Below are 18,380 nucleotides of genomic sequence, written 5' to 3' on the forward strand. Positions count from 1 at the left end.
TAGGGTGGTCCGACAGGCCGGTGGGCTCAGCTGCGGGGGTGCGCGGCGAGGGCCACCAGCGCCGGCACCACCTCGGCGGGGGTGGGCATCGCGCTGACCCGCTCGCGCATCGACGTCGCGGCGTCGCGCCAGGGGCCGTCGCCGATCAGCTGGCCGACCAGCTCGCGCAGCGTGTCGTCGTCGGCCCGCGCGGGCGCCAACCAGGTCCCGGCGCCGGTGAGCGCCAACCGCTCGCCGTTGAAGTGCTGGTCGCTGACCTGCGGCAGGATCAGTTGCGGCACCCCGAGGCTGAGCGCCGTCATCGTGGTCCCCGCGCCGCCCTGCTGCACCAGCGCGGCGCAGGTCGGCAGCACCAGCCGCAGCGCCAGCGGGCCGTCGACCAGTCGGACGTTGCCCGGCAACGGGCCCAACCCGGCCTGCTGGGCCCGTTCGACAAGCACGACGACCTCGACGTCCAGCCCGGCGACCGCGCGGATGACCCGGGGGAGGCCCAGCCGGTCGCTGAGCCCGGCACCGGCCATCATGGTGCCCGCCGTGACGCAGACCCGGGGCCGCTGCGGCGGGTGGTGCAGCCAGGACGGCAACACGGCCGGGCCGTTGTACGGCACGTACCGGATCGGTCGTCCCGGGCGGGTCATCGGCACCTGCATCGGTGGTGGCACCGGGTCGAGGGTCAGCCCGCCGGTGAGGTCCACGTCGGTGGCGGCGAGCCCGAACCGGCCGGCGAGCGGGCCGAGGACCTCCTCCGGGTCGAGCCGGAGGGTGACCGAGGAGTCCGGCCCCCACAGGTGCTGCACACCGGGCACGCCGAGCGCGGCGGCGGCCACCGCGGCGGCGAGGTTGAACGGCTCCCAGACCATCAGGTCGGGCTGCCAGTCCCGGCCGAAGGTGACCAGGTCGTCGAGGAGGGCGTCGGCGAACCGGACCACGCCGCCGTCGGCGGTGATCGCCGGCTCGACCGCGTCGACCGGCTCGGCGGTGCGGGTGGCCCCGTCCAGCGCCCCCACCGCGCCGATCCGGCCCGCGAACGCCTCGGCGAAGTCGAGGTCCGCACCCAGCGGCACCGCCGCCAGGCCGGCCGCGGTGATCGCCGGCACCAGCGTGGGATGGCTGGCCACCCGCACCTCGTGGCCGGCCGCCTGGAGGGCCCAGCCGAGCGGGACGAGGCCGTAGAAATGCGACCGCCAGCCCCACGTCGACATCAGAATCCGCAAAGCCGCAGTCAAGTCCGACCCATCCGCGCGCGTCACCGGGCAGTCCTGGTGCACAGATGCTAGGCGATGGATGTCGGTACCCGGAAGATCGTCGGTCGACCCAATGGATATTGACGACGACGCACCGATGGCCGAGTCTTACCGGTGCCCGATGTGGACCGCCGACCGACAGGTGGGTAGCTCGTCATGACCGTCGTCTCCGAGCTGCGGGACTATCCGTTCGAGCCGTTCACCGGTGACCTGCCGGCCGAGCTGCTCGACATGGTGGTGTCCGACCCGGTCAGCCGGGTGCGACTGCCCGACGGTCGGCCGGCCTGGCTGGTGCTCGGCTACCAGGACTGCTGCACCGTCCTGGCCGATCCCCGGTTCTCCCGGCTTCCGCCGGGCGCGACCGCGACCCCCGACGGCGTCGGCCCGCGCGAGCTGAACATGGACGGTCCGGCGCACGCCGTGGTCCGCCGGGTGGCCAGCCGGGCGTTCACCGCCCGCCGCATCGACACCTTCCGCCCCCGGGTGCGTCGGCTGGTGGACGCGCTGCTCGACGACCTGCTCGCCGGCCCCCGGCCCGCCGACCTGGTGGCGGCCCTGGTGGCGCCGCTGCCCGTGTACGTGGTCTGCGACGTGCTGGGGGTCCCGGTCGCCGACCGGCCCCGGTTCTACGGGTGGATCGAGGGCCTCAACTCGGTCACCGCGTACGGTTCGGCCGATGCCGCCACCGCGCAGGCCCAGCTGCGGGACTACCTGGCCGGGCAGTTGGCCGACAAGCGGGTGAGCCCCGGCGACGACCTGCTCTCGGCCTGGGTGCTCGGCAGGGACGCGCACGAGCTGGTCGACGCCGAGCTGGTGGAGCTGGCGATGGGGGTGCTGCTCGGCGGGCTGGAGATCAACTCCACCAGCGCCGGGCTGCGCGCGCTGTTCCAGCACCCCGAGCAGTTGGCGAAGCTGCGGGCCGACCCGGGCAAGCTGTCCTCGGCGACCGACGAGATCCTGCGCTACACGTCGGTGAGCAGCATGTTCCGGGTCCAGGTGGTGCAGGAGGACCTGACCCTCGGCGGGGTGGCGATGCGCGCCGGGGACTGCGTGATGGCGATCCCGTGGGCGGGCAACCGCGATCCCCGGGTCTTCCCCGACCCCAACGTCTTCGACATCGACCGGGTGCCGACCGCGCCGCACCTCACCTTCGGCTTCGGGCCGCACTTCTGCCTGGGCACCGCGCTGGGCCGGATGCAGGTGGAGCTGTCGATCGGCGAGCTGCTGCGGCGGCTGCCGGGGCTGACGCCGGCGGTGCCGATCGAGCAGATCCCGTGGCGGCACGACCGGATGAACGGCGGCATCGCGTCGTTCCCGGTCACCTGGTGAGCCGCCGGGGTGGCCCGGCGGTCAGTAGTTGTCCACCGCGTTGACCCGGTCCGGCCAGTAACGCTGGCCGGGTGCGGCGACGTAGTGGTCCCACCGGGGCGCGTCACCGGTCGGGTGGTCACCGAGCACCGTGATCCGCTGACCGCGCCGCAGGCCGTCGTAGTCGTTGATCGCATAGTGCTGGGTGACCCGGTTGTCCCAGATCGCCACGTCGCCGACGCGCCAGCGGTACCGGCAGGTGAACTGCGGGCCCTCGGAGAACGCGAACAGGTACTCCAGCAGCGCGTCGCTCTCGTTGCGGCTCAGCTGCGGGATGTGCGAGGTGAACAGCCGGTTGACGTACAACGAGCGGCGGCCGGTCTCGGGGTGCACCCGGACCACCGGGTGCTCGGCCCGACTGGTGAACTCGGTGCCGATCCGGATGACGTGGATGGCGGTCAACCCGTCGAGCAGGTCGCGCATGGGCGCGGACAACGCCTCGTACACCTTGCACTGGTTGGTCCACATGGTGTCGCCGCCGGTCTCGGGCAGCTCGACCAGGTGCAGGATGGAGGCGATCGGTGGGCTCTGGTGGAAGGTCATGTCGGTGTGCCAGACGTCGACCTTCCCACCGTGCTCGGAGTCGATGAGGACGATCTCCGGATGCCCCTGGAGCCGGGGCAGGTACGGGTGCAGCTCGACCTCGCCGAAGCGCCGACCGAAGGCGATGTGCGCCTGCGGGGTCAACCCGGTCTGCCCGGCGACGAAGACCACCTGGTGCGCCAGCAGCAGCCGGTGCAGGTGGGCGAAGCCCTCGTCGGTCAGGGTGTTCAGGTCGATGCCGTGGACCTCGGCGCCCAGGGCGCCCGCGACGAGCCGTACCTGCGGCACGAGGGAAGTGGTCATCGGTGCTTCCTCCGGTCTGGGCCCCGGGCCCGTCGGCGCATTGTTCCACGACGGTGAATGGGATCTCCACCGTCGATGTTGACGCCGTCACGCCGCCCTTGGGAACATTCGGGCCGCCGGACGACGGCCACGGCCATCGTGGACGCGTGGCGCGACAGGAGGCTGTCCGGGTGACGATCGAGACCCCGACCGATGACGACGCGGCGGCCCGGCTGGGCCGGCTGACCGACCTGGCGACCCCGTTCGCGGTCCGCACGGCGGTGACGCTGCGGGTCCCGGAGCGGATCGCGGCCGGTACGACCCGCCTCACCGAGCTGGCCGACGGGTGCGACGCCGACCCGGACGCCCTGGGCCGGTTGCTGCGCTACCTGGTCCACCGGGGCGTCTTCGTCGAGCCGGCTCCCGACGAGTTCGCGCTGACCGACGTCGGTGAGCTGCTCTGCGACCGTGACGGCGGCGGGCACGGCGGCTACCTGGATCTCGACGGTCTCGGGGCCCGGATGGACCTCGCCTACACCGGGCTGCCGACGGCGATCCGCACCGGCGGGCCCGGCTACCAGGCGGTGCACGGGCGGGACTTCTGGGCCGACCTGGACGCCCACCCGTCCTACCGGGCCTACTTCGACGCGTTGATGCTCAGTCAGCAGCGGTTCACCGCACCCCAGGTGGCGGCGCTCTACCCGTGGGAGCGGGTGGGTCACGTCGTCGACGTCGCCGGGGGTGCCGGCGGGCTGCTGCGGGAGCTGCTGACGACCCACCCGCACCTGCGGGGCACCCTGGTCGACCGGGCCGAGCCGGTGGCCACGGCGGCGGGCACGTTCGCCGAGCACGGGCTGACCGGGCGGGTCGACACGGTGGTCGGGGACTTCTTCGCCGAGTTGCCGGCCGGCGCCGACGTCTACGTGGTGTCCCGGGCGTTGACCGACTGGAGCGACACGCACGCCACGGCGATCCTGCGCCGGTGCGCCGAGGCGGCCGGCAAGACCGGACGGGTACTGGTGGTGGAGGTGCTGCCGACCGACCCGTACGTGCCGCACCGGTCCCCGTACGACCTGCAGATGCTGGTGTTGGTGGGTGGCCGGGAGCGGGGCGTGGCCGACCACACGGCGTTGGCCTCGGCGGCCGGTCTGGCACCGGTCGGGACCTATCGCGGCACCGACGGACTGACCCTGTTGGAGTTCGCGGCGGACGCCTGATCCGGCGGCGGGTGATCTGACTTTCGTACCTGATTCCGGCTATCGGTGTGACACACGGTGAGCAGGTCAGCGGATTTCTCTGGGCATCAACCGATTTGATGGTGAATTGGTTCGTGACATTCGTGTTTCTCCATCGCCGGGGCGGTTTTCCGATGGTTGTTCAGGGCGGGACCGGCAGGTAACGTCTCGCGTGGCGGCTGGGCCGAGCCTTTGCGAAAGGGTCGACACGCTATGACTGTTACTGGCTTTACGCGTTTTCCGCCCTTCATCGACGACCTTGCCCGCAGTGAATCCGGGCGGCTGCTGCACGCGGAGTTCGAGCGTCGGTGGCCCGAGACGACCGACCAGTTGGTGGGGATCGCCCGGTACGCCCTGTTGCCGGCGGGCAAGCTGCTGCGTCCGATGATGACGCTGCACGCCGCCGAGGCGGTGGGCGGGTCGCCGTCCCGGGTGCTGCCGGCCGCGCTGGGGATGGAGTACCTGCACGTCGCGACGCTCGTGCACGACGACATCATCGACGCCGACACGCTGCGGCGGGGTCGCCCGGCGGTGCCGGTGGCGTTCGGGATTCCCAGCGCCATCGTGGTGGGTGACCACCTCATCTTCACGGCCTTTCAGTCCATTGTGGAATCAGGGGTGACCGCACCCCCGGGGCACGTCGCCGCCGCCGTCGCGGCCCTGGCCGAGGCGGGCCGGGACCTGTGCCGGGGCCAGATGCTCGAGACGCAGCTCGTCGGTGACCTGGACGCGGGCGCCCGGTGGTACCCGGAGATGATCCGGCTCAAGACCGGCGCGCTGTTCCGCGCGGTCTGCCACGTCGGCGCGCTGCTCGGCGGAGCCGACCCGCAACTCGCCGCCGGGCTGGCCCGCTACGGCGAGCACCTCGGCATCGCCTTCCAGATCCGCGACGACCTGCTGTCCTACGTGGCCACTCCCGAACAGACCGGCAAACCGGCCACCAGCGACCTCAACAACGGTCGGCCGACCCTGCCGCTGCTGCTCGCCTACGACGCGGCCACCGACACCGCCCGGGTCGAGCTGATGGCGGTGCTGCACCGGCGCGGCGCCGGCCCGGGGGACGTCGAGTGGGTCGCCGCCCTGCTCGACGAGGTCGACGCGGTGCAGGCGGCCCGGCGGCAGATGGCGGAGCACGCCGAGCAGGCCCTGGCGGAGCTGACCGCGCTCACCCCCTCCGCCAGCGCCGACGTGCTCACCGGCATCGCGCACTGGATGACGAGCGAGACGGCGTGAGCACAGCCGGTGCCGTACGCGCGCTGCGCGCCCACATCGAAACCTGGCGGCCGTACACCCTGTGGTATGTCGGGCTGGTCGGGCTCGCCGGCGCGGCCCTGGCCGACGGCCCGCACCACCCGTGGCTGCTGGTGTCGGCCTGGGCCGCCCCGACCGCCGGCTGGCTGGGCGGCCACTACCTCGGCGACTACTTCGACCGGGACCTCGACGCCGGCAGCAAGCCGCACCGGCCGATCCCGTCCGGCCGGCTGGCCGCCCGCACGGCGCTGTGGTGCGGCGGGGTCTGCTTCGCGGTCCTCGCGCTGCTGGCGGTGCTCGGCGGCTGGGGCACCACCTCGGCCGCCGTGCTCGCCGCGTTCGGCATCGTCGCCTACAGCCGCTGGTGCAAGGCGCGCGGCGTCGCCGGGAACCTGGTCCGGGGCGCACTCGGCGCGATCGCGCTGCTCTACGGGGCGCTGGCCGTCGGACTCTCCCCGGACCCCCCGTCGGCGGTGCCGGTGCTGCTCGCCGCGATGGTCGCGTTCTGGTCGCACGACACGATGTCCAACCTGGTCGGTGCGTTGCGCGACATCGACGGTGACCGGGCCGGCGGCTACCACACGCTGCCGGTACGCCGGGGTTCGCCGTTCGCGGTACGCACCGTGCTGGCCCTCTACGCGGTGACCGTCGTCGCCGCGCTCACCGCCGGGCTGCTGGCCGGGCCGGACGGCCGGACCGGCTACCTGGCCACGCTGATCGTGGTCCTGGTGCTGGGGGTCGTCGCCCTCGCCCCACTGGTCGCGCACCGCGCCGACATGCCCGTCGTGGTGGCGCTGCGGGCGCACTCCGTCCTGGTCGTCGAGCGGGTGGTGCTGGCCTCGGCCCTGGTCGGGCTGCGGCTGGGTATCGGCCTGCAACTGCTGCTGGTGCTGCCGATGGTCGGGTTGACCTGGTGGGCCCAGCACCTGATGCGTGCCCGGCACGAACTCGGCACCGGCCGACCGGCACTGGCCCTGGCCACCCCCCGCCGAGCCGCCATGGAGGACGTGTCATGACCGTTGTGCCCACCGAGGCCCTCGACCGGGCCATCAGCGACGGCGCGGAGGCGCTGCTGCGCCGGCAGCGCCCCGACGGGGTCTTCGGCGACGACCCACCGGCCTCGGTGCTGGGCACCGCGGGTACGGTCGCCGCCCTGCACGCCGCCGACCCGGTGGGCAGCGCCGACCTGGTCGACGCCGGCACCTCATGGCTGCGCCGGCAACAGCACGACGACGGCGGTTGGGGCGGCGTGGTGGGGGCCGACAGCGAGGTCGTCGCCACCGCCGTCGCGGTCGCCGCCCTGGCCCTGACCGCACCGGAGGCCAGCGCCGAGGCGATCACGGCCGGCCGCGCCCGGCTGGCCGCGATGGGGGGTGTCGACACGGTCACCGACCCGGCCATCTCGCTGCTCTGCCGGCAACTGCTCACCCTGGCCGGGATGACCGTCGAGGCGGGCCCGCTGCGCCGGCTGCCGTTGGAGATCGTGCTGTTCGACCGGGTCCGCCGGCAACGGCTGTCGTTCCGTACCTCGCCGTTCATCGGGCTGGCCCTGATGCAGGCCGACCTGCTGCCCACCGGCCGACTGCGCCGGGCCACCCTGCGCCGGGCCCGCCCGGCGGCCCTGCGGCTGCTGCGCGCGATCTACGACCACGAAGGCCGGACCGGCGCGCTGAGCGAGGACCCGTGGCCCGCCGCCCTGGTGCTGCTCGGCCTGGCCCGCTCCGGCGAGGCCCCGGACATCGCCACGGCCGTCGTCGGCTGGCTGCGTCGCGCGGTCCGCCCCGACGGCGCCTGGGACGCGGTGACCAACCTCGACCTGACCCGCTCCGGCTACGCGGTGACCGGGCTGGCCGCCGCCGGCTACGCCGCCGACCCCCGGTTGGCCCCGACCCGGGACTTCTTCCACGCCACCCAGAAACCGACCGCGTTCACGGTGCTCGACGTGCCGCCGGGCGGATGGAGCTACTCCAACGTGGGCGGCTGGCCGGTGACCCTGGAGTCCGCCGAGATCCTCTCGGCGCTCGCCGGCTACCCCGACGCCGACACCGACCCGGTGCTGCGCAGCGGCCTGACCTGGCTCATCGGCCGGCAGGACACCCGGGGCTCGTGGAGCCTGTGGGTGCGCGACACCAAGCTCGCCAACGACGGGCCCTGCCCCGCCATCACCAGCCAGGCCGTCCTCGCCCTGCACGACACCGGCCACCCCGACGACCACCCGGCGGTCGCCGCCGGGGCGGCCTGGCTGCTGACCGCCGGACGCCCCAACGGCAGCTACGAGAACCTCTGGTACCGCGACCACACCTCCGGCACGGCGGTCGTGGTGACGGCGCTGTCCCGGGTCGGCCACGCCCGGCACGACGTGGTCCGCCGGGCGGCCGGCTGGCTGCGCGACACCCAACTGCCGGACGGGTCGTGGGGGCCGGGCGACGGCACCGCCGGGTCGGTCGAGGAGACCGGCTGGGCCGTCCAGGGGCTGCTGGCCACCGGCGACCCCGCGCACGCCGACGCGGTCGACCGGGGGGTCAGCTGGCTGCTCGCCGCCGCCGGGCCCGACGGCGGCTGGCCGGCCACCCGGGTCTGCAACTACATCCGCCACCACCTGCGCTACCCCAACGCCGTGATCACCCAGGCGGTCGCGCTGCGGGCGCTCGGCGAATACCGGCGTACCGTCGCCGGGCGGGCGGGCGTCACACCCGGCGCGGTGGCCCGATGAGCGCCGACGTCGTCGTGGTCGGGGCCGGGGCCGGCGGCCTGGCCGCAGCCCGCGCGCTCGGCGCCCGCGGGCTGCGGGTGGTCGTGCTCGACCGGCAACGCACCCCCGCGTCGATCGCCAAGGGCGAGATCCTCCAACCCGAGACGGTACGCATCCTCGACGGCTGGGGCGTGCTCGACGCCCTGCGGGCCACCGGCGCGCGTCCGGTCGACCAGCTGGCCATCCGCGACCCGCAGGGCCGGGCACTGCTCGCCCTCGACTACGGCACCCTGCCGGGCAGCCACCGGCAGATCCTCTGCGCCGACTACGGCGACCTGCGCGGCGTCCTCGCCGACGGGCTGCCCGGCACCGTCGAGCTCCGCTGGGGGCAGCGGGTCACCGGCCCACTGCGCGCCGCCGACGGCCGGGTCACCGGGGTCCGGGTCACCGGCGGCGACGGCGAGCAGGACATCCCGGCGGCGCTGGTGGTCGCCGCCGACGGGATGTCCTCACCGCTGCGCAAGGCCGTCGGCATCGACGTCGAGCGGCGGGAGTACCCGCACGGCCTGGTCGCCTTCGACGTGCCCGGGGTGGAGGTGGCCGACGAGGTGTCGGCCTACCGCACCGACCGGGGGCTGTGCCTGGTCTACCCGCTGCCCGGCGGGCGCTGCCGGGTCTACGTCCAGGTGACGCCGGGCGAGTTCCGCGGCCACAGCGCCGCCGACCTGGCCGCCTGGTGCGACCGGCTGCTCGCCGGGGTGCCCGCCATCCGGCCGCTGGGGTCGGCGTTGCGGGCCAGCCTGCAACGGCGGCAGCTCCTCGCCGTCTACCGGCTGCGCGCGGCGCAGCTGACCGTGCCCGGCCTCGCCCTCGTCGGCGAGGCCGCCCACGCGGTGCACCCGATGGCGGCGCAGGGCGTCAACAGCTCACTCGCCGACGCCGAGACCCTCGCCGCCACCCTCACCGCCGACGGGGACCGCCCGGACGCCGCCGGGGTGGACCGGGCACTGCGGAACTACGACACCGCCCGCCGACCCCAGCTCGACCACATCGCCACGGTCAGCCACAACGCCGCCCGCATGATCACCAGCGTGTCGGGGCTGCCCCGGCTGCTCGGGGCGCGGATGATGCGGCGCACCGCGGCCAACCCCCGGCTGCTCGGGCTCACCGCCGGCAACCTGTCCGGCACGAACGTCCGACCGCTGTCCCTGGTCGACCGGATCTACCAGCTCGGGCTCCTCACCGACCGGCACGCCCACCCGCCCGTCCCGCCGGCCCCGCAACGAAGTGAGCGACGATGACCACTGCCACCATCGTCGGCACCCAGCCGCCGGCCGACCTGTCGATGAACGAGACGCCGTACCCGCCGCTGCCGAGCATCCGACGGATCGTCGAGGACGGGGCCGCCGCCCTCCAGCGGTACCCGGACCGCACCGCCGCCGCACTGCGGGGCACCCTGGCCGCACGGTTGGGCGTGGGACCGGAGGCGATCCTCGTCGGGCCCGGCTCGGCCGGGCTGTGCCAACACCTCGTCCAGGCGCTCGGGCCGCGCCCCGAGGTGGTCCACCCGGCACTGTCCTTCGAGGGCTACCCGCTGATCATCAGCAACGTCGGGGCCCGGGGCGTGCCGGTGCCGATGGACGGCTACCGCCACGACCTGCCCGCCATGGCCGCCGCCGTGACCGACCAGACCCGGTGCGTGCTGCTGTGCAACCCCAACAACCCGACCGGGGCGGTGCTGCACCGCGACGAGATCGACGACTTCCTGGCCCGGATCCCGGCCGACGTACCGGTGATCATCGACGAGGCGTACCGGGAGTTCGTCACCGACCCGCAGGTGCCCGACGGGATGGACCTCTACCGCGCCCACGACAACGTCTGCGTCCTGCGCACCTTCTCCAAGGCGTACGGGCTGGCCGCGCTGCGCGTCGGCTACGCGGTGGTGCCACCCAGGGTGACGCCGCTGGCCGGCATGGTGGGCGCGGTGTTCTTCCCGAACAGCCTGGCCCAGGCCGCGGCGGTGGCGAGCCTCGACGAGGCGGTCACCCCCGAACTGACCCGACGCTGCGCCGAACTGGCGGCGTCGCGTACCCGGCTGATCGACGAGCTGCGCGGACTCGGCCTCACCGTGGCGGACAGCGAGGCGAACTTCGTCTGGCTGCCGCTGGGGGAGCGGGCGGTGCCGTTCGCCGAACGGGCCCGCGAGGCCGGCATCCTGGTGATGGCCCTGCCCGGCGCGGGGGTGCGGATCACCGTCGGCACGGACGAGGCGAACGACCGGCTGTGCGCGTTCGCCCGGACCGCCCTGGCCGCCGGGCTCTGACCGGCCGGTGCGGCGTGCCCACCGTCCGGGCCGCCGCCGGCCCGTCGGGCCGGAGTAGTCACCGGTCGGGCCGTCCCTCGCCGGTCGGATCGGCGTCGTCCCAGCTGACCAGGCAGAGGTAGCGCAGGTCGGGGTCGTAGTCGGCGGCCACCACCGGCCGGGACCGGTCCGGGTCGGCGAGCCGGTCCAGCAGGGTCCACCACAGGCCGGTGACCGGCTGCCCCGGCGGCGTGACGTGCACCCCCTCGACGGGGTGCGCCGGCCAGGCAGTGGCGAGGTCGGCGCTCAGCACCACCCGGCCGTCGGTGCGGCCGGCCGACAGCGCGGCCAGTTCGGACCCGGCCAGCGCGGCGACCTCGTCGGCGGCCACGTCCGGGTGCTGGCGTACGACGTCCACCCGGGCCGTGACGTCCAGGACGTCACCGGTGGAGCCCGCCGGGCCGGTGGTGCCGGGTCCACCTCGTACCCCGGCGGCCACCGGCTCCTCCGCTGCGGCGGGAGCCGCGGCCGGCACCGGGCCCGGTGTGGGGACCGGCCCGTTGGCGCGGTAGAGCAGGGCGACCCCCTGGTGCCGGGCCGGAGCGAGGGCGGACGTGTCGTAGGGCACAACGGTCTGTTCGACGACGATCAGCAGGACCCGTCGGCACCCGCCCGACGACGCGTACGCCCGGGCGAGCCGCAGCGCGCTGAAGGCCGCCGCCGAGCCCTGGTCGCAGACGGCGAACGACAGCGGGGTCCCCGGGCAGACGTGGCTCAGGTAGGTGGCGGTGGCCCGGCCGGGCAGCATGTCGTGTCGGGAGAACGCCAGGACGAGCAGGTCCACCGGTTCGTCCGGCGTGACGAGCGCCCGGATCAACGCCTCGGCCATCTCCGCGTAGGACTGCCCCAGCGACCCGGACGCCGTGTCGAACAGGTCGGCCGGCACCTCCCGCCCGTCCTGGCAGGCCAGGTCCGTTAGGTAGCGCCGGGACTGCTCCCGGTGGGCCGGGTCGTGCAGCAGCGCGGCCGGCCCGGGGAAGGTCCGCCGGGCGGCCCGGATCAGGTGCAGGTCGGTCGGCGGGGCTGCCGGCACGGTTCTCCTTCCTCACACCGGTCGGCACGCACCGATCGGCTTCACACCGGGCGGCACGCGCCGACCGGTTCCTGCGGCGCGGTCAGTGGGCGAAGACCATGGCGGCGAAGGTGGCGCCGTCCCCGGCCCCGACGGCGGCGACCAGGTAGCGGTCACCGGGGTCCAGCAGCCCCCGCTCGCGCGCCGTCAGGTAGTTGGCGAACGCGTCCGCGCAGAAGACGTGACCGGTGTCCCGGACGTTGTCCAGCAGCACCCGGTCGCGGGGGAGCCCGATCAGCCGGCACAGCCGGTGCCACGTCACGACGTTGACGTTGTGCGGCAGCACCAGCCGGATGTCGTCCAGGGTGACCCCGGCCACCGCCAGGGCACGCCCGATCACCTCCGCCAGCGCCGGCCGGTACTCGCGCTGGAACTGGGCCCCGGAGGCGCCACCGGCGACGTCGAACTCGCCCCGCTGCGCGCACGCGTAGCCGAGCAGCCGGTCCCGGGGCCCGTCGGCGCTGACCAGGCACGCGGACGCCCCCTCACTGAAGACCGAGGTCTCCGGGATGAACTGGGCGTCCCGGGTGAACGCCTTCTCCCCGGTGAGGACCAGCGCCAACGGACCGTCGCCCGGCCCGTGCCGGCCGGGTGGTTCGGCGGCCAGCAGCCGGCCGGCCATCTCGATCGCGAGCAACGCGCTGGCACACGACTGCTGGGTCAGGGTGAAGGCGACCGCGTGGCCGAGCCCCAGCGCGCGGCAGACGTCGTGCAGCGGGTTTACCGGGTACGGCGTGACGACGGGAAACGCCCGCCCGTACAGGACGAACCGGACCCGGTGTTCCTGCCCGCGCAGGGCGGTGAGCCCGGTCGCGGCGTGCAGCAGCAGGTCGTGCAGCGACAGGTCGGGGTCGCGGCGCACCTGGTCCAGGCCGTGGAACCGGCGGAACAACCGGACCTGCATGTCGGTCAGCTCCAGCGGGCCGGCCAGGCTCTCGATCGGGACCCGGCGCTGGGGGAGGTGGACCGCGACCGCGTCGAGGGCCGTCATGCCGACGGTGCCGACCGTGGCCGGTCGGCGGCCGGCGCCCGGCGTCGGCCGGCCACCACGACGGTCGGCCCGTCACCGGACACAGTGGACGACGCCGCCCGGTGTCGTTGCTCGTCGACCGCCACGCGTCGAATCCCATCAGCGGCGTCCGTCGCTGTCAACGCGTGCCACAATATCGACGTGGCCCGCTTCCTGTTCGTCGTCCTGCCGGTGGCGTCCCATCTCAACGCCCCGCTCGCCATCGGCCAGGCGCTCCAGGCGGCGGGGCACGAGGTGGCCTGGTGCGGGCCCCGCAGCGACCTGCGACCGCTGATCGGCCCCGACGCGACCCTCTACCCGACCGGCAAGCGGTACTTCCGCCTCGACGGCGAGACCGGCATGGCCTCGGTGCGCAGCCTCTGGGAGGGGCACGTGTTGCCGGTCAACCGGTTCATCCGCGACGCCGCCGACCAGGCCGTCGCACACCACCGGCCGGACGTCGTCGTCGTCGACCAGTACGCGCTGGCCGGCGCGCTGGCCGCGTACCGGCACGGGGTGCCGTGGGCCACCTTCTGCGTCGGCACCCTGGAACTCACCCCGCCGGACCTGCCCGAGTTCGACGAGTGGGTACGCGGCCAGCTCACCCGGGTCTGGGCGATGACCGACCTGCCGGTCGACGAGACGATCGACCTGCGCTTCTCGCCGTACCTGGTGCTCGGGTTGACCAGTACGGCGTTGACGGGCGCGACGCCGCTGCCGGCGCGGTGCGTGCTGACCGGCCCGGCGCTGGGCCACCGGCCCGACGCGCCGGCCTTCGACTGGGACGCCTGGGACCGGTCCCGCCGGCACGTGCTGGTCACCGTCGGGACGATGGCCGAGCACCTGGCCCGGGACTTCTTCCAGCGGATGCTGGCGGCCACGGCACCGCTCGCCGACCGGGTGCAGGTGGTGCTCACCGCCTCGACCGACCTGCTGCCCGACCCGCCCGCGCACGTGCTGGTGGCCCCCCGGGTGCCGGTGCTGGAGCTGATGCCCCACCTCGACGCGCTGGTCTCCCACGGTGGGCTGGGCACGGTGACCGAGGCGCTGGCGCACGGCGTCCCGGTGGTCGTCGCGCCGATCCGGCACGACCATCCGATGGTCGCCCGGCAGGTGACCGACGCGGGCGCCGGCATCGAGGTCTCGTTCGGGTCGGCCACCCCGGCGGAGCTCACCACCGCGCTCGCCGCCGTCCTCGACGGGCCGGGCTACCGGGCGCAGGCCCGCCGGGTCGGTGAGTCGTTCGCCGCGGCCGGTGGCGCGACGGCCGCCGCCCGGCACCTCGCCGCCCTGGCCGGTCGACCCATCGACCATTGTCCTACGGGTACGCCCACACTAGCCTGACCTGACGCACCCGCACGGGTGTCGCCGTCCATGGTCGACACTCCCGTGGCCCGGCGTCGTCCCGCCCGAGGAGGCTCGATGATCGAGGCCACCGGCCTGCGCAAGTCCTACCGGGTCGGGCGTGGCCGCAGCGCCGGCACGGTCGAGGCGGTGCGCGGGGTCGACTTCGCGGTGGCCCGCGGCGAGATCGTCGGCTTTCTCGGCCCCAACGGCGCGGGCAAGTCCACCACCATGCGGATGCTGGCCACCCTGATCCGCCCCGACGGGGGTCGGGCGACGATCGCGGGGGTCGACCTGCTGCGGGCACCCGCCCAGGTCCGCCGGCAGATCGGCTTCGTGGCCCAGGCCAGTGGCACCTACGACGACTCGACCGCCCGCCGCGACCTGGTGCTCCAGGCCCGGCTGTACGGCTTCGGCAAGGCCGAGGCGCAGCGCCGGGCCGAGGCGGCGATCGGGGCGTTCCAGCTCGGCGACTTCGCCGACCGCCGGATCAGGACCTACTCGGGTGGGCAGCGGCGGCGGCTCGACGTGGCGCTCGGGGTGATCCACTCGCCGCAGGTCATCTTCCTCGACGAGCCGACCGCCGGGCTGGACCCGCCCAGCCGGGTGCGGATGTGGCAGGAGGTCCGGCGGCTGCGGGCGGAGGGGATGACCGTCTTCCTCACCACGCACTACCTCGACGAGGCCGACACCCTGTGCGACCGGGTGTCCATCATCGACGGCGGCCTGATCGTCGCCGAGGGCACCCCCTCGGATCTCAAGCGGGAGATCTCCGGGGACGTGGTCGCGGTCGACCTCAACCGGGCCGGTGTGGTCGACGACGTCACCGACAATGACCTGCCGGTCGCCACGAAGCTGCTGACCGAGCAGCCCTACGTGCACTCGTCCGAGGTGGTCGACGGCACCCTGCGGCTCTATGTGGACAGTGCCGCCACCGCCATCCCGCAGATCATGCGCACCCTGCTGGGCCGGGGGATCGAGCCCGGGGCGATCGAGGCCCGCCGACCCAGCCTCGACGACGTCTTCCTGGCCAAGACCGGCCGCTCGCTCGAGGAGTGACCACCGGTGCGAGAGGAGCCGCAGTGAAACTGGTCCGCGACACCTGGCTGATCTTCCAGCAGGAGGTCGGCCTGATGGTGCGCAACCCGGTGATGGTGGCGTTCAGCCTGGCCCAGCCGATCACCTATCTGGTGCTGTTCGCCCCGTTCCTCAAGGTGGTGATGGTCGACCGGGGCGCCTCCTCGTACGCGGACGCGTACCGCATCTACGTGCCCGGACTGTTCGTGGCGATGGGCCTGTTCGGTGGGCTGTTCGCCGGCTACGGGCTGCTCAGTGCCCTGCGTGCCGGCATCATCGACCGGTGCCGGGTGACCCCGGTCAGCCGCACGGCGCTGCTGCTGGGGCGGGCCCTGATGCACGTCTGCCTGAACGTGGTGCAGGCGGTGATCATCACGCTGGTGGCGTTGCCGTTCGGGTTGCGGGTGCACCTGGGCAACCTGCTCATCTCCTACGCGTTGCTGTCGGTGATGGTGCTGCTGAGCACCTCGATCTCGTACGACATCGCGCTGCTGGTGCGCAACGAGAACAGCCTCGGTGTGCTGGTGAACACCGTCGGCCAGCCGATCTCGCTGCTCGCCGGGGTGCTCATCCCGCTGGTGCTGGCCCCGCTGTGGATCCAGCAGGTCGCGGTCTGGAACCCGTTCGCCTGGGCCACCAACGGCATGCGGGCGCTGTTCAACGGTCAGATCGGCCAACCCGTGGTCTGGCAGGGTGCGCTCATCATGATCGGGTTGGCGGCGGTCAGCCTGGTCTGGTCGTCGCACCTGTTCAACCGTGAGGTCTCCTGACAGGCTGCCGCAAACCGGCCGGGCGGCACGGGCGGTCACCGCCGTGGTCGTACCCGAAATTGATGTTGGCCATTGTCTGCCGGTGGTCCGCGCTCTAGCCTGAGCGTGTCCCAGATCGGCCGTCGCGCCGAGGTGCGGTGACCGTGAGCGTGTCAGGTGAGGAGACAACTCGTTGGGTGCCGACAACTTCCGGGCGACCCTGGCGGCCGACATGGAGCTGGGGGCCGGAAACGTCCTGCTCCGGCTGGCCGAACACGGTGCCGACCCGGACCTGCCCCGGGTGACCTTCGACGTCGACGTGGACGGGATCCCCGCCTGGACGCCGCTGTCGCTGGCCACCCTGACCGAGCGGGTCGCCGCCCGCGCCGACTGGTTCCGGCGGCGCGGCATCGGCCGGCGTGACCCGGTCGCGGTCTACGTGACGTCCGCGCCCGACGTGTTCCTCAACTTCCTGGCCCTCAACCGGCTCGGTGCGATCCCGGCCCTGATGAACGGCAACATGCCGATCGAGTTGGCGGCCGAGTTCATCAGGCGGCTACGCGGCGTCGGGGTCGTCGTCGACGCCGACCATGCCGCGCTGCGTGAGCACGACCTCGGGGTGCCGATCCTCGGCGACGCCGCGGAGACCGGCACCGGCGACCCCGACCAGGCCCCACCGCACTACCGCCACCACCCCGAGGACCCGGTCGCCATCACCCACTCGTCGGGGACCACCCGGGTGCCGGCCGCGATCGTCCACTCGCACCACGGGCTGTTCGCCGCCATCCGGGCGGTCCGGCTCACCGAGTCCCGCCCCTACGGTGAGGTACGGGAGCTGTCCGTCCTGCCGGCCGCGCACACCGCCGGCATCATCACCGTCAACCAGGCGCTCTGCAACGGCTACCAGCTGCTCTACCTGTCGGCGCAGGGTGGCCCGTTCGCGCGCAGCGCCGAGACGATCCTCGACGCCATCGAACGCTGGCGGCCGACCGGCGTCTTCGGTTTCGCGGTGACCTGGTCGGAGCTGGCCCGCCACGACCTGACCGCCCGCGACCTGAGTTCGGTGCGCAACTGGTTCAACACCGGCGACTGCGCCCACGAGTCGCACATCCGGCGGCTGGTGGCCGTCGGCAGCCACCCGGCGTACACCCGGCAGGGCATGGTGGACGTGCCCGGTTCGAAGTTCGTCGACATGCTCGGCTCCACCGAGATGGGCCACGGCGCGTTCCGGATCAGCCACCGCCTCGGCAGTGACCGCTACGACCGTTGCGTCGGCAAGCCGTACCCGTTCGCGCAGATCGCCCTGCTCGACGTGGTGACGGGCGAGGAGGTCGCCGAGGGGGAGGTGGGCCACGTCGGGCTCAAGTCGCCGACGCTGGCGATCGGGTACTGGAACGACTCGGTCAACACCTTCCGTACCCGGCTCAACGGCTACTACCTGACCGGTGACCTGATGTACCGCGACCCGGAGGGCAACTACCACCACGTCGACCGGGCCAGCGACGCCGTCGACCTGGGCGACGGCAACTGGCTTTACACGGCGCTGTCCGAGGAGCGCGTCCTGAAGCACTGCCCGGACGTGCGCGACTGCACTGTCATCGCGGTCCGGGAGGACGACGACCGCATCGTCACCGAGGTGCTGCTCCTGCTCGCCGACGACGCCGATCCGGCGCTCGACCGCGCCGACCAGGTCCGCACCGCGCTCGGCCCCGTGGTCGGCGGGACGCTGCGGCGGGTGGTCACCGTGCCCGACGACGGTGTGGTGATGGGCCCGACGGGCAAGGTCCGCAAGTTCCTGATGCGCCAGCGGCTGCTGGCCGACGCCGGGGCACCCGCCACGCGTTGACGCCTGCGCACCGGTCGCTCGTCGGCCGGCTGCGCTCGGGTCGGCCTGCCGGGCTGCGCTCCGACCGGTCCCGACGGGCTGTCTGGGTGCCGGCGCTCGGCGTCCGGTCCGGGCGCTGCCTCCGCCGCCAGGTGTCCCCGGCGGCCGGCTGCTCTGCTGCCTGCCGCTCCTCACTGCGGCGGCGTCCCCGTCCCGTCCCGACGTCAGGATGCGCAGACAGCGTTATGCCGCAGCGTCATATTCATGACGCTGCGGCATAACGCTGTCCACGACAACCACTCCCAGGCCGGTCGGCTCCGGCAGTTC

At 73.7% G+C, this 18,380-nt stretch carries 15 protein-coding genes; 11 read left to right on the forward strand and 4 right to left on the reverse strand.

What is annotated here, in order from left to right:
- Positions 1-26 precede the first annotated feature (26 nt).
- Entirely contained in the window at positions 27-1,214 is a 1,188-nt protein-coding gene (locus ACQP2H_RS09145) for a nucleotide disphospho-sugar-binding domain-containing protein (RefSeq protein ID WP_433232084.1), read from the reverse strand.
- A 186-nt stretch (positions 1,215-1,400) separates the two neighbouring features.
- Here ACQP2H_RS09145 and ACQP2H_RS09150 point away from each other — a divergent pair, with 186 nt between their 5' ends.
- Positions 1,401-2,573 (forward strand): cytochrome P450, encoded by a 1,173-nt coding sequence (locus ACQP2H_RS09150; protein WP_208569107.1) that lies wholly within the window; start codon positions 1,401-1,403, stop codon positions 2,571-2,573.
- A 21-nt stretch (positions 2,574-2,594) separates the two neighbouring features.
- On the opposite strand, the gene ACQP2H_RS09155 is transcribed toward ACQP2H_RS09150, so the two are convergent.
- Positions 2,595-3,458, reverse strand: a complete 864-nt coding sequence (locus tag ACQP2H_RS09155; RefSeq protein ID WP_219469074.1) for a TauD/TfdA dioxygenase family protein — start codon at positions 3,456-3,458, stop codon at positions 2,595-2,597.
- Between the two features lie 170 nt (positions 3,459-3,628).
- On the opposite strand from ACQP2H_RS09155, the gene ACQP2H_RS09160 reads away from it, so the two are divergent.
- The 6 genes from ACQP2H_RS09160 (at position 3,629) to ACQP2H_RS09185 (ending at position 10,938) form a co-directional block, all read left to right on the forward strand.
- Entirely contained in the window at positions 3,629-4,654 is a 1,026-nt protein-coding gene (locus ACQP2H_RS09160; RefSeq protein ID WP_219469079.1) for a methyltransferase, read from the forward strand.
- Positions 4,655-4,885: 231 nt separating this feature from the next.
- On the forward strand, positions 4,886-5,905 hold the full coding sequence (locus ACQP2H_RS09165) for a polyprenyl synthetase family protein (protein ID WP_208569110.1): 1,020 nt from the start codon (positions 4,886-4,888) through the stop codon (positions 5,903-5,905).
- On the forward strand, positions 5,902-6,939 hold the full coding sequence (locus ACQP2H_RS09170; RefSeq protein WP_219469082.1) for a UbiA prenyltransferase family protein: 1,038 nt from the start codon (positions 5,902-5,904) through the stop codon (positions 6,937-6,939). Before ACQP2H_RS09165 ends, ACQP2H_RS09170 begins: the two co-directional genes overlap by 4 nt.
- Positions 6,936-8,636, forward strand: coding sequence for a prenyltransferase/squalene oxidase repeat-containing protein (locus ACQP2H_RS09175; protein WP_433232090.1), 1,701 nt, complete (start codon positions 6,936-6,938; stop codon positions 8,634-8,636). Before ACQP2H_RS09170 ends, ACQP2H_RS09175 begins: the two co-directional genes overlap by 4 nt.
- Complete coding sequence (locus tag ACQP2H_RS09180) at positions 8,633-9,916, forward strand: FAD-dependent oxidoreductase (protein WP_357538320.1); 1,284 nt, start codon at positions 8,633-8,635, stop codon at positions 9,914-9,916. Before ACQP2H_RS09175 ends, ACQP2H_RS09180 begins: the two co-directional genes overlap by 4 nt.
- The gene (locus ACQP2H_RS09185; RefSeq protein ID WP_433232093.1) at positions 9,913-10,938 is read left to right on the forward strand and encodes a histidinol-phosphate transaminase; all 1,026 of its coding nucleotides are present in this window, start codon (positions 9,913-9,915) and stop codon (positions 10,936-10,938) included. Before ACQP2H_RS09180 ends, ACQP2H_RS09185 begins: the two co-directional genes overlap by 4 nt.
- A 58-nt stretch (positions 10,939-10,996) precedes the next feature.
- Here the strand turns inward: ACQP2H_RS09185 and ACQP2H_RS09190 are convergent, their stop codons facing one another.
- Both ACQP2H_RS09190 and ACQP2H_RS09195 read right to left on the reverse strand, forming a co-directional pair.
- Positions 10,997-12,010 (reverse strand): 2-hydroxy-acid oxidase, encoded by a 1,014-nt coding sequence (locus ACQP2H_RS09190; protein WP_433232096.1) that lies wholly within the window; start codon positions 12,008-12,010, stop codon positions 10,997-10,999.
- 82 nt (positions 12,011-12,092) lie between these two features.
- Positions 12,093-13,040: a 3-oxoacyl-[acyl-carrier-protein] synthase III C-terminal domain-containing protein gene (locus ACQP2H_RS09195; RefSeq protein ID WP_208569114.1), complete on the reverse strand. Its 948-nt coding sequence runs from the start codon at positions 13,038-13,040 to the stop codon at positions 12,093-12,095.
- Between the two features lie 180 nt (positions 13,041-13,220).
- Here ACQP2H_RS09195 and ACQP2H_RS09200 point away from each other — a divergent pair, with 180 nt between their 5' ends.
- From ACQP2H_RS09200 to ACQP2H_RS09215, 4 genes are all read left to right on the forward strand, one after another.
- Entirely contained in the window at positions 13,221-14,402 is a 1,182-nt protein-coding gene (locus tag ACQP2H_RS09200) for a glycosyltransferase (RefSeq protein WP_433232099.1), read from the forward strand.
- Between the two features lie 78 nt (positions 14,403-14,480).
- Entirely contained in the window at positions 14,481-15,461 is a 981-nt protein-coding gene (locus ACQP2H_RS09205) for an ATP-binding cassette domain-containing protein (RefSeq protein ID WP_208569116.1), read from the forward strand.
- Positions 15,462-15,484: 23 nt separating this feature from the next.
- A complete protein-coding gene (locus ACQP2H_RS09210) occupies positions 15,485-16,249 on the forward strand; it encodes an ABC transporter permease (protein ID WP_208569117.1) in 765 nt (254 codons plus the stop codon).
- Between the two features lie 211 nt (positions 16,250-16,460).
- Complete coding sequence (locus ACQP2H_RS09215) at positions 16,461-18,074, forward strand: class I adenylate-forming enzyme family protein (RefSeq protein ID WP_219470832.1); 1,614 nt, start codon at positions 16,461-16,463, stop codon at positions 18,072-18,074.
- Positions 18,075-18,380: the final 306 nt, after the last annotated feature.

The sequence above is a fragment of the Micromonospora sp. CA-248260 genome, assembly GCF_050942205.1.
Taxonomy (GTDB): Bacteria; Actinomycetota; Actinomycetes; order Mycobacteriales; family Micromonosporaceae; genus Micromonospora; species Micromonospora antibiotica.

Bases quoted from the DNA above. Each gene is read 5' to 3' on its own strand.
- ACQP2H_RS09195 (WP_208569114.1), bottom strand. From the start codon at position 13,040: ATGACGGCCCTCGACGCGGTCGCGGTCCACCTCCCCCAGCGCCGGGTC.
- ACQP2H_RS09185 (WP_433232093.1), top strand. From the start codon at position 9,913: ATGACCACTGCCACCATCGTCGGCACCCAGCCGCCGGCCGACCTGTCG.
- ACQP2H_RS09150 (WP_208569107.1), top strand. From the start codon at position 1,401: ATGACCGTCGTCTCCGAGCTGCGGGACTATCCGTTCGAGCCGTTCACC.
- ACQP2H_RS09215 (WP_219470832.1), top strand. From the start codon at position 16,461: ATGGAGCTGGGGGCCGGAAACGTCCTGCTCCGGCTGGCCGAACACGGT.
- ACQP2H_RS09155 (WP_219469074.1), bottom strand. From the start codon at position 3,458: ATGACCACTTCCCTCGTGCCGCAGGTACGGCTCGTCGCGGGCGCCCTG.
- ACQP2H_RS09205 (WP_208569116.1), top strand. From the start codon at position 14,481: ATGATCGAGGCCACCGGCCTGCGCAAGTCCTACCGGGTCGGGCGTGGC.
- ACQP2H_RS09175 (WP_433232090.1), top strand. From the start codon at position 6,936: ATGACCGTTGTGCCCACCGAGGCCCTCGACCGGGCCATCAGCGACGGC.
- ACQP2H_RS09180 (WP_357538320.1), top strand. From the start codon at position 8,633: ATGAGCGCCGACGTCGTCGTGGTCGGGGCCGGGGCCGGCGGCCTGGCC.
- ACQP2H_RS09165 (WP_208569110.1), top strand. From the start codon at position 4,886: ATGACTGTTACTGGCTTTACGCGTTTTCCGCCCTTCATCGACGACCTT.